This window comes from Erwinia sp. (genome assembly GCF_031978025.1).
Classification (GTDB): domain Bacteria; phylum Pseudomonadota; class Gammaproteobacteria; order Enterobacterales; family Enterobacteriaceae; genus Erwinia.
Map to the genome: position 1 here is coordinate 1 of NZ_DALZCD010000147.1, position 10,668 is coordinate 10,668.

10 protein-coding genes are annotated in these 10,668 nt (G+C 57.5%); 7 read left to right on the forward strand and 3 right to left on the reverse strand.

Going from position 1 to position 10,668, the window contains the following annotated elements; all coding sequences use genetic code 11:
- Together ybbP and ybbA are read right to left on the reverse strand one after the other, a co-directional pair.
- On the reverse strand, window positions 1-2,394 hold a 2,394-nt coding region (gene ybbP, locus RTK32_RS12900; protein WP_312044543.1), incomplete at its 3' end, for a putative ABC transporter permease subunit YbbP.
- On the reverse strand, window positions 2,391-3,077 hold the full coding sequence (gene ybbA / locus RTK32_RS12905) for a putative ABC transporter ATP-binding protein YbbA (protein WP_312044545.1): 687 nt from the start codon (window positions 3,075-3,077) through the stop codon (window positions 2,391-2,393). The genes ybbA and ybbP, both read right to left, overlap by 4 nt.
- Here ybbA and tesA point away from each other — a divergent pair.
- From tesA to RTK32_RS12930, 5 genes are read left to right on the forward strand one after another with little or no spacing between them, the layout of a single operon-like run.
- Window positions 3,048-3,671 (forward strand): multifunctional acyl-CoA thioesterase I/protease I/lysophospholipase L1, encoded by a 624-nt coding sequence (tesA, locus tag RTK32_RS12910; RefSeq protein ID WP_312044547.1) that lies wholly within the window; start codon window positions 3,048-3,050, stop codon window positions 3,669-3,671. The two genes, ybbA and tesA, sit on opposite strands and share 30 nt — an antisense overlap.
- A 31-nt stretch (window positions 3,672-3,702) precedes the next feature.
- The gene (locus RTK32_RS12915; RefSeq protein WP_312044549.1) at window positions 3,703-4,500 is read left to right on the forward strand and encodes an SDR family oxidoreductase; all 798 of its coding nucleotides are present in this window, start codon (window positions 3,703-3,705) and stop codon (window positions 4,498-4,500) included.
- 54 nt (window positions 4,501-4,554) lie between these two features.
- Entirely contained in the window at window positions 4,555-5,412 is an 858-nt protein-coding gene (locus RTK32_RS12920) for a co-chaperone YbbN (RefSeq protein WP_312044551.1), read from the forward strand.
- Between the two features lie 52 nt (window positions 5,413-5,464).
- Complete coding sequence (locus tag RTK32_RS12925; RefSeq protein WP_312044553.1) at window positions 5,465-6,379, forward strand: SPFH domain-containing protein; 915 nt, start codon at window positions 5,465-5,467, stop codon at window positions 6,377-6,379.
- On the forward strand, window positions 6,376-6,837 hold the full coding sequence (locus tag RTK32_RS12930; protein ID WP_312044560.1) for an NfeD family protein: 462 nt from the start codon (window positions 6,376-6,378) through the stop codon (window positions 6,835-6,837). The genes RTK32_RS12925 and RTK32_RS12930 overlap by 4 nt, the downstream gene beginning before the upstream one ends.
- Before the next feature lie 203 nt (window positions 6,838-7,040).
- On the opposite strand, the gene cueR is transcribed toward RTK32_RS12930, so the two are convergent.
- Entirely contained in the window at window positions 7,041-7,451 is a 411-nt protein-coding gene (gene cueR / locus RTK32_RS12935; RefSeq protein ID WP_312044555.1) for a Cu(I)-responsive transcriptional regulator, read from the reverse strand.
- Between the two features lie 158 nt (window positions 7,452-7,609).
- Between cueR and copA the strand changes: the two genes are divergently transcribed.
- Both copA and RTK32_RS12945 read left to right on the forward strand, forming a co-directional pair.
- A complete protein-coding gene (copA, locus tag RTK32_RS12940; protein ID WP_312044556.1) occupies window positions 7,610-10,111 on the forward strand; it encodes a copper-exporting P-type ATPase CopA in 2,502 nt (833 codons plus the stop codon).
- A gap of 87 nt (window positions 10,112-10,198) precedes the next feature.
- Window positions 10,199-10,668: TraB/GumN family protein (locus RTK32_RS12945; protein ID WP_312044558.1), on the forward strand; the 470-nt coding region annotated here is incomplete at its 3' end.

Below are 10,668 nucleotides of genomic sequence, written 5' to 3' on the forward strand. Positions count from 1 at the left end.
CAATGCCTTTCCTTTAAGTAGCCTTATGCCTAACCAGCCACCACACAGCGACAGTAAACAGGTGCCGGCCACAGGTAATGTTACCCAAAGCAGGTAATCAGGCTGCCATGGAAAATCAAAGACCTTACGCTGTAGTCCCCATAATGCCACCTCAGCCCCCAGCGTAGCCGCGATGCCTGACACACAACCCAACAGCGCAAACTCGCACCACAACGTATTCCTCAACAGCTTTTTCCCGGCGCCCAGCGTCCGGTAGACCACCAGTTCCTGCCTGCGCTGACGCATCCCAACCTGGATTTGCGCCAGCAATAGCAGAATACCGCAGGCGGTAACCAGCACGACCATGATTTCCAGTGCCTGACTGACCTGTGCCAGCACCTGCCCTATTTGCCGCAGAATAGTGCCTATATCCAGCAGGCTGAGCGTAGGAAAGGTTCGGTTCAGCTGCGCCAGCAGCGCATTATTATTATCAAGGCGAAAGCTGGTCAGCCAGGTTTGCGGCTGTCCTTCCAGCGCACCGGGCGGAAAGATAAAGAAAAAGTTAGGCTTAAGGCTTTCCCAGTCCACTTTACGCAGGCTACTAATTTTTGCGGAGAAGGTTTGCGTATCGCCGGTAAAGGTCAGCGTATCACCAGGCTTTACGCCCAGCCGGTCGGCCAGCGCGGCTTCTATTGAGACTTCCCCCTGTTTTGGCGGCCAGCTTCCACCGACTAACGGGTTATGATCGGGCAATTTTTCAAGCCAGGTCAGGTTAAGCTCGCGATTCAGGGCATTATCCAGCGCCGGATCGGCTGGACGCTGATTAATCGACGTTAACCGCGCCCTGACAATCGGATAAAAGGTTTTCGGTTCGACCTGATGCTGCTCCAGGAAAGCACGTACCGAAGGGATCTGATCCCCGGTTAAATTAAGGAGAAAATAATTAGGGCTGTCGGGTGGGAGCTGCTGCTGCCAGCGATCGAGCAGATCGCCACGCATCACCAGCAGCAGGGCCAGCAACATAAAAGAAAGCGAAAAGGCAGCCAGCTGGCTGAACGTCGCCGAGGGCTGACGCAGCAGCCGGTTGACCGCCAGCCGAAACGCCAGGTTTCGCACACGCAGGCGCCGCAGCACCAGTAAAGCGCCCCACCCCAGCCCGCCCAGTAGCAGCGTCAACAGCAGGATGCCGGCGATAAGCGCCCAGAGCAATTTGCTGCCGCCGACCAGCAGCGCGAGCAGAACCACTATCGTTAGCCCCATGACCGGCAGATAAAATTTCAGCGGCCAGACGGAAGCGATAACATCGCGTCGCAGCACCCGAAGCGGCTGGGTAGCCAACAGCAGGCGATAAGGCCGCAGGCCGACCAGAAAGGCGATAGCGAACAGCGATCCCGTTGCCCACAGCCAGGGCCAGAAACTGGCCGCCGGGAGGTCACCAGGCAGTACCGGCCGCAGCATATGCAGCAGCAACGCCTCAAAACCTTTCCCCACGATGCTGCCACAGAAGGCCGCCAGCAGCAGTACCGCCAGCCACTGGCCGACAATCAGCTTGCGCAAAGCCGCTCTGTTAGCGCCCAGCGTTTTCAGGACGGCCACCAGATCGTAGCGGCTGCGGCAATAGTGGTTCATGGCGACCACAACGGCGGCAATCGCCAGCATCAGGGTCAGCAGGGCCGAAAGCAGTAAAAATTGCTGTGCGCGCTGCATCGATTTGCCAAGAGCGTCTTCCGAGTTTTCTACGCTAATCCAGCGCTGTTCAGGTTGAATATGCGCAGAGATAAAACGATCGTAATTCGCCAGTTGCGAAGGCGTTCCGGCAAATTTATAACGCCACGTCACCCTGCTTCCGGGCTGGACTGCGCCGGTCTTTTTCACATCGGCCAGATTCATCAACAAACGGGGCGCGGTTTGAAAAGGGTTAAAACCCGCGTCCGGTTCCTGGACGACCTCACCGGCCACGTGCAGCGTGGCGTCGCCCACCTCCAGCTGACTGCCCGTTTTCAGATTCAACAACGCCAGCAGTCGCGGCGCGGCCAGCACGGTACCTGCTGCGGGCCGCAGCCCGGCGGGTTCGGTAGCAAGTTTGCCAAACATCGGATAACGGTCGTCTACGGCCTTCACGGCGGCCAGTTGCGGCATGTCGCCCGCAAAGGTCATGGTCATAAAGGTCAGCTGGCGGCCCACCTGCAATCCTTCGCGGCGGGCCTCATCCAGCCAGTTTTCAGGCACCTCACGGGAACTTTGCAGCGTACGGTCTCCCGCCATATAGTCGCGGCTTTGCTGAGTCAGGCCCTTTTCCATCCGATCGCTAAGTGACCCCAGCGCCAGCACACAGGCTACCGCCAGCGTCAGCGCCAGCCAGACGATCAGCAGCGAAGGCGATTTCCACTCCCGCCAGAACCAGCGCCAGATCATACTTCCTCCTGAAGTTTACCGTCTCGCATTCTTAATCGACGATCGCAGCGGGCGGCCAGCTGCTCGTCGTGGGTAACCAGGATCAGGGTGGTGGCGAAATCGCGATTCAATGAAAACAGCTGCTCAACTATCCGCTCGCCCGTCTGGCGATCGAGATTGCCGGTTGGCTCATCAGCGAACAGCAGGGCCGGCCGGCCGCTGAAAGCCCGGGCCAGCGCCACACGCTGCTGTTCGCCACCGGAAAGCTGTGAAGGCAGATGGGTCAGACGCGCCGACAGCCCCAGCTGGCCAAGCAGGCTTTTCGCCTGTTCGCGGCTTTGCGCCTCACTTTCGCCGCGCAGCAGTGCCGGAAGCTGTACGTTTTCCAGCGCGTTGAGCGTCGGCACCAGCATAAAAGACTGAAAGACAAAACCAACGCTTCTGGCACGCAACGCCGCCCGTTGCTCCTCATCCATTTCATGTAAAGGCGATCCCAGCAAAAACACCTCGCCTTCGCTGCCGTCGTCCAGACCGGCCAGAATGCCCAACAGCGTCGATTTGCCGGAACCGGACTCGCCGATCAGGGCAAGCGTTTCGGCCGGTTTGACAACCAGCTCAACTCCGGTAAGGATGGAAAGCTGATGCTCACCCTGACCGACGGATTTACTAAGACGATGAACTTCAAGAATGTTTTCCGCTGGCATTACCTTATCCTGTTATTTTTGGCTCTGACGACGCTGCGCGCGACGGCGGCGGACAAATTGCTGGTGCTTGGCGACAGCCTGAGCGCGGGCTATCGCATGTCTGCCAGCGCCGCGTGGCCAGCGTTACTCAATGATAAATGGCAGAAATCTCCCGTCATTATTAACGGTAGCATAAGTGGCGATACCGCGGCGCAGGGGCTGGCGCGCCTGCCTGCGCTGCTAAAACAACATCAGCCCCGCTGGGTACTGATCGAGCTGGGTGGAAATGATGGTCTGCGAGGTTTCCCTCCTCAGCAGCTGGAGCAGCAGCTGGGACAAATTATCGGTCTGGTGAAAGCGGCTGGCGCACAGCCGCTGCTGATGCAGGTTCGCCTGCCGCCTAACTATGGTCGGCGCTATACCGAAGCGTTCAGCGACGTTTACCCCAGGCTGGCGAAAGCCTTTTCTCTGCCGCTGCTGCCCTTTTTTATGGAGCAGGTCTACCTGAAGCCGGAATGGATGCAGCAGGACGGCATTCATCCCAATCCTGATGCGCAGCCCTTTATTGCCGATCTGATGGCAAAAACGCTGGCTCCGCTAGTTAACCATGAGTAAACGAGATTGCAGATCGCCTACAGGTAAAGTTATGCAAAAAACAATTGTGATTACCGGCTGTTCAAGCGGGATCGGTCTGGTCGCTGCCAACGATTTGCTGCGACGCGGTTACCGAATTTTGGCCGTCTGTCGCAAAGCAGAGGATGTTCGGCGAATGGACGAACTGGGTTTTACCGGTGTAGAAATGGACCTCAACAGCAGCGAAAGCGTTATTCGCGCGGCAGAACGCATTCTTGCTTTAAGCGATAACCGGATTTTTGCGCTGTTTAATAACGGTGGCTATGGCGTTTACGGCACGCTTACCGCTATCAGCCGCCAACAGATGGAGCAGCAGTTCGCTACTAATTTTTTCGGCACGCATCAGCTGACGATGCTGCTGCTGCCCGCTCTTCGGGCCAGCGGCGACGCGCGCATTATCAACACCAGCTCAGTAATGGGGCTGATTGCCACACCGGGACGCGGTGCCTATGCGGCCAGCAAATATGCGCTGGAGGCCTGGTCCGACACGCTGCGCATGGAGCTGCACGGTAGCGGTGTTCAGGTCAGCCTGATTGAACCGGGGCCGATAAAAACCCGTTTTACCGATAATGTGAAGCAGACTGAACAGGAGAATCCGGTAGAAAATCCGGGTATCGCCGCCCGCTTTACGCTGCCGCCGGAGGCTATCCTGCCGAAGCTGCGCCATGCGTTGGAAAGCCCCCGGCCACGCTTGCGTTATCCTGTTACGTTAGTCGCTCATGCCATTACGCTACTGCGACGTCTGCTGCCGGGCCGGATGCTGGATCGCATTTTGCGCGGTAAACCGGCGTCGACGTCAACAAAACCTTGAAGCCCGGGCATCTGCCCCAATAAAGTAAGAAACCCAGGACAAAGAGACGAATTCATGTCACCACAAGCTGCTATTGTCACTATTAATGAAAGCAACCTGCATCAGACGCTTGAGCAGTCGATGCAGCTGCCCGTGCTGTTTTACTTCTGGTCTGCACGCAGCCAGCATTGTCAGGAACTGACGCCGTTGCTGGAGCGCCTGGCGCAGGAGTACGCCGGTCAGTTTATTCTTGCCGAGCTGGACTGCGATGCGGAGCCTGCCGTTGCCCAGCAGTTTGGCCTGCGTGCTATACCCACCGTTTATCTGTTCCAGAACGGTCAGCCGGTAGACGGTTTCCAGGGCCCACAGCCGGAAGAAGCCGTACGTGCACTGCTGCATAAAGTGCTGCCGAAAGAAGAAGAGCTGAAGGCGCAGCAGGCTATGCAGCTGGTGCAGGAAGGTAAGCCGCTGGACGCGCTGCCGCTACTTAAAGAAGCCTGGCAGTTAAGCAATCAAAACAGTGAAATGGGCTTTCTGCTGGCCGAGGTGTTAATCAGCCTTAACCGCAGCGATGAAGCGCAGGCGGTGCTGGACGTGGTGCCCTTACAGGATAAAGATACCCGCTATCACGGGTTAATCGCCCAAATCGATTTGCTGAAACAGGCAGCCGACACGCCGGAAATCCAGCAGCTGCAGCAGCAAATTGATGCCGATCCGGGCAACGCTGAACTGGCGGCTAAGCTGGCCGTACAGCTGCATCAGGTCGGTCGTAACGAAGAAGCCCTGGAGCTGCTGTTCAGCCATTTGAAAAAAGATTTGGGCGCGGCGGACGGCCAGGCGCGTAAAATCCTGCAGGAGATCCTGGCGGCACTGGGAACGGGCGATGCACTGGCGGCAAAATATCGTCGCCAGCTCTACTCTCTGCTTTATTAAAAAAGCATACGGGCTGAACGAATCAGCCCGTTTTTAACAATCCGGAGGTTATATGTTGACTGTTATCCCCGTAATTATCCTTGTCGCCCTGGTGATTGTCTGGTCCGGCATCAAAATTGTGCCGCAGGGCTATCAGTGGACGGTGGAACGTTTTGGCCGCTATACCAAAACCCTCCAGCCCGGTCTTAATCTTCTGGTGCCATTTATGGATCGTGTTGGTCGCAAGATCAACATGATGGAACAGGTACTGGATATTCCTTCCCAGGAAATTATCTCGAAAGATAACGCCAGCGTGACTATCGACGCCGTCTGCTTTATTCAGGTTATTGACTCGCCTCGTGCGGCTTACGAGGTCAGTAACCTTGAGTTGGCTATCGTTAATTTAACCATGACCAACATGCGTACCGTGCTGGGTTCAATGGAGCTGGATGAGATGCTGTCGCAGCGCGATAACATCAATACCCGGCTGCTGCGGATTGTGGATGAAGCCACGAATCCCTGGGGCGTTAAAATTACCCGCATTGAAATTCGCGACGTGCGGCCGCCAGCGGAGCTGATTGCCTCCATGAACGCACAGATGAAGGCGGAGCGTACCAAGCGTGCCGATATTCTGGAAGCGGAAGGCGTTCGGCAGGCCGCGATCCTGCGAGCGGAGGGCGAGAAGCAGTCGCAAATTCTCAAGGCTGAAGGTGAGCGCCAGTCCGCTTTCCTTCAGGCTGAAGCCCGGGAACGTAGCGCGGAAGCGGAAGCACGCGCCACTAAAATGGTATCAGAGGCCATTGCCGCCGGGGATATTCAGGCTATCAACTACTTCGTGGCGCAGAAATATACCGATGCGCTGCAGAAAATCGGCACATCGCAAAGCAGCAAAATGATTATGATGCCGCTGGAAGCCTCCAGCCTGCTAGGGTCTATCGCGGGGATATCGGAACTGTTGAAGGAAACCAAAAAAGATCGGGGGGCATAATGGCCGACCTGTTAGCGAATCCCGCCTGGCTTTGGCTGTCGCTGGGCGGCATTCTGCTTGCTGCCGAGATGCTGGGTGCCAGCGGCTACCTGCTCTGGAGCGGCGTTGCCGCCGTACTGGTCAGCCTGCTGGTCTGGCTGGTGCCGATCCCGTGGGAATGGCAGGGACTGTGCTTTGCCGCTCTGACCATCCTTGCTGCGCTGTGGTGGTACTACTGGCTGCGCGGCCGCGATCGTAAACAGCCCCCTTCTGCGCTTAATCAGCGCGGTAGTCAGCTTATTGGCGCCTCATTACAGCTGGAGGAAACGCTGCGTGACGGCATAGGGCATATCCGCGTTGGCGACAGCAGCTGGCGCGTACAGGCTACGGAGAACCTTCCTGCCGGTACGCCAGTTACGGTGGTGGCTGTAGAGGGCATCACGCTGCGCATTGTCAGGCGGGATGTCGATAAGAAGTAAGCGGCTTATTACGTTCGGCATTTTATCTGCCATCAGCAAAATGGCCTTCCGAAACCCGGCCGATAGACGCAAAGATTCCAGCTTTGTTTATCCGGCACGCCTTTATATCGAATCATCCGGCAGGTTATGCGGCATGTCTTTATATCGGGACATCCGGCAGGTTATCCGGCATGGCCCGTTGCTGCCATGTCGGTCGCACCAGTCTAACGCACCCTGCTCTGCTGACAGCAGCCGGCCAGATTATCCATGATAGGGCAACTGGCGCCCTCATCGCCCGGACAGCTGGCCGCCAGCGCCAGCAGCCGTTCGCGCATCAGGTTCAGCTCGTTGATATGCGCTTCGATCTCCGCCACTTTATTCAGCGTTCTGGCCTTCACCTCGGCGCTATGGCGCTGCGGATTGTGAAAAAGCGAGAGCATTTCACGGCATTCCTCCAGGCTAAAGCCTATCTGGCGTGACTGGCGCAGCAGCGTCAGCTCTTCCAGATGTTTTGTGGTGTAGTGGCGATAGCCGTTTTGACCGCGTGATGGCGCGGTCAGCAAGCCTTTCTCTTCATAAAACCGGATGGCCTTGCTGGTCAGGCCGGTTTTTTTAGCTACGTCGCTAATATGCATATACGGGTCCGCCTGTCTGGTATCGCTTAATTTTAGCACTCTTCATGCCGCGACTAAAATTGTCCATGTCAGCCAGAGACAAACTTGACCTTACCCTTAATGGAAGGTTTATCCTTAACCCGATAGTTAACCCTTTCTGACTAAGTAAAGGAGTTTGTATGTCACAAACAACGGTATTAAAACTGGATGGCCTTACCTGTGGTCATTGCGTAAAAAGAGTTAAAGAAACGCTGGAGCAGCGTGAAGATGTGGCTCAGGCCGATGTTTCCCTGCAGGAAGCCCGCGTAACCGGAGATGCCTCGCCAGATACGCTAATCGCCGCGATAGAACAGGCAGGCTATCAGGCAGTGCTGACGGACGACGCACGCCCAAAGCCTGAACCGCTGACAGTATCAGAACCCCAGCCGGAAGCGCTGACGGCGGCCCCTTCTCAGCTTCCGGCGAACGATGACAGTTTTCACCTCTTAATAGGGGGCATGAGCTGCGCCAGCTGCGTAAGTCGCGTAGAACGTGCACTGCAGCAGGTACCAGGCACGCATCAGGCGCGCGTAAATCTTGCGGAGCGTAGTGCACTGGTAATGGGCGATGTTTCGCCCATCGCGCTTATTGAGGCGGTCCAAAAAGCAGGCTATGAAGCTGAAATTATTGAAGATGAAAGTAAGCGCCGCGAAAAACAACAGCAAACAGCCCTGACAGCGATGCGCCGTTTTCGCTGGCAGGCGCTTCTGGCGCTGGCATTTGGTCTACCCCTGATGTTTTGGGGAATGGTCGGCGATAATATGATGTTAACCGCCGATAACCGTTCTATCTGGCTGGCGCTGGGCAGCGTTACGCTGGTGATTATGTTTGTCGCGGGCGGCCATTTTTATCGCAGCGCGTGGCGCAGTCTGCTGAACGGCAGTGCCACCATGGATACGCTGGTCGCGCTGGGTACCGCCGCAGCCTGGCTCTACTCCAGCGCGGTCACCCTGTGGCCCACTGTTTTCCCGGCAGAAGCTCGCCATCTTTACTATGAAGCGAGCGTAATGATCATTGGCCTGATTAACCTCGGTCATATGCTTGAACAGCGTGCGCGCCAGCGTGCCTCGCAGGCGCTGGAGCGGCTGTTGGATCTGACCCCGCCCGCTGCGCGGGTAGTGGTTGCCGGTGAAGAAAAAATGATGCCGCTCAGCGAGGTGACGCCGGGCATGACGCTACGCCTGACCACCGGCGATCGCGTTCCGGTCGATGGCGATATCGTACAGGGGCAGGCCTGGCTGGATGAGGCCATGTTGACCGGTGAGGCATTACCGCAGGAGAAAAGCCCGGGCGACAAGGTCCACGCGGGCACGGTAATGCAGGACGGCAGCGTGCTTTTCACCGCCAGTGCGGTGGGGAAAAATACCACGCTGTCGCGAATTGTGAATCTGGTTCGCCAGGCGCAAAGCAGCAAGCCTGAGCTTAGTCGCCTGGTAGACAAAATTTCCGCGATCTTTGTGCCGACCGTGGTTGCTATTGCGTTGCTGAGCGCGGCCGTGTGGTACTTCATTGGCCCTGCACCGCAGCTTGTCTATACCCTGGTCATCGCCACAACGGTGCTGATTATCGCCTGCCCCTGCGCGCTTGGGCTGGCCACACCGATGTCACTTACCGCTGGCATGGGTCGTGCCGCCGAATTTGGCGTGCTGGTGCGGGATGCGGATGCGCTGCAGCGCGCCAGCACCCTGGATACGCTGGTGTTTGATAAAACCGGCACCCTGACGGAAGGCAAACCTCAGGTCGAAGAAATTCTTTTATTTAACGGCACCGATGAACAGCAGGCACTCTCTCTGGCGGCCGCGTTGGAACAAGGCTCACAGCACCCGTTGGCCCGAGCCATTATTGAACGCGCCGCTGGCGCTATCACGCCCGACGTGATGGGTTTCCGTACGCTGGGCGGCATGGGCGTCAGCGGCCAGGTTCAGGGCGAGACCTGGTGGCTGGGAAATCGTACCCTGATGGCCCAACAGAACGTGGTCGATGAGGAAATGGACAAGGCGATTGCCTCCCGGGCCGCACAGGGGATGACGCCGGTACTGCTGGCGACGGGTAACCAGCTTAAAGCCATCTTTTTCCTGCGCGACACCCTGCGCCAGGAAAGTGTCGCCACGCTGAAGCTTCTGCGTGAGCAGGGCTACCAGCTGGTGATGCTGACAGGCGACAATGAAACCACCGCGCAGGCTATTGCCCGCGAGGCCGGACTGGATAATGTGATTGCCGGCGTGCTGCCGGACGGGAAAGCAGAGGCGATCAAAAAGCTCCAGCTGCAGGGTGCATGCGTGGCCATGATTGGCGACGGCATCAATGATGCTCCCGCGCTGGCGCAGGCGGATGTGGGCATTGCTATCGGCAGCGGCAGCGATGTCGCGATTGAAACTGCAGGGATTACGTTGATGCGTCACGATCTACACGCGGTAGTGGATGCGCTGGCCATAGCCAAAGCCACGCTGCGCAATATGAAGCAAAACCTGCTGGGTGCTTTTATCTATAACGCCTGCGGCATCCCGATTGCGGCGGGCGTGCTTTACCCGCTAACCGGCACCCTGCTCAGCCCGGTGGTGGCTGGCGCCGCGATGGCCCTTTCCTCGGTCACCGTGGTCAGCAACGCTAACCGCTTGCTGCGCTACCAGCCACCGAAGTGACGGGCAGTCTTGTCTGAAACCCCGGCTGGCGTCTGTCCTTCAGTGGGTTAAACCGTTAGCATAAAGAAAACTAACGGGGCGGAGCCTATGAAAAAATTATTGCAAAAGGCTGTCGCGCTGTGGCGCACTCTGTCGCCCATTAGCTATACCTATCCGGCGCAGGACCGGGTGCTCGACACCCGTCGTCTGCATCTGGTCGGCAGCATTCATATGGGTACACAGAACATGATGCCGCTGCCGGCAGTGCTGCAAGAGAAGCTGGCGCGGGCCGATGCGCTGATTGTCGAAGCGGATATTACTTCCGGCGCCTCGCCCTTCAGCGAAAGCGAAATCTGCCCGCCGCTGGCGGAGCGTCTTAGCGAGGGGGAATTACAGGAGCTTCAGCGTTACTGCCGCGAGGTCGCCATTGAGGCGGAAATGATCGATCGACTGCCCGCCTGGCAAATAGCGTTAATGCTACAGGCGCAGCAGGCGCAACGTCTTGGCCTGCGGACCGACTACGGTATCGATTTCCAGCTGCTGCGCGCGGCCCGGGCGCAGGGAAAAAAAATTATCGA

What these genes read in the sequence shown, in the direction of transcription:
- tesA (WP_312044547.1), top strand. Translation starts at nt 3,048, where the DNA reads ATGAACTTCAAGAATGTTTTCCGCTGGCATTACCTTATCCTGTTATTT.
- ybbA (WP_312044545.1), bottom strand. Translation starts at nt 3,077, where the DNA reads ATGCCAGCGGAAAACATTCTTGAAGTTCATCGTCTTAGTAAATCCGTC.
- RTK32_RS12915 (WP_312044549.1), top strand. Translation starts at nt 3,703, where the DNA reads ATGCAAAAAACAATTGTGATTACCGGCTGTTCAAGCGGGATCGGTCTG.
- RTK32_RS12920 (WP_312044551.1), top strand. Translation starts at nt 4,555, where the DNA reads ATGTCACCACAAGCTGCTATTGTCACTATTAATGAAAGCAACCTGCAT.
- RTK32_RS12925 (WP_312044553.1), top strand. Translation starts at nt 5,465, where the DNA reads ATGTTGACTGTTATCCCCGTAATTATCCTTGTCGCCCTGGTGATTGTC.
- cueR (WP_312044555.1), bottom strand. Translation starts at nt 7,451, where the DNA reads ATGCATATTAGCGACGTAGCTAAAAAAACCGGCCTGACCAGCAAGGCC.
- copA (WP_312044556.1), top strand. Translation starts at nt 7,610, where the DNA reads ATGTCACAAACAACGGTATTAAAACTGGATGGCCTTACCTGTGGTCAT.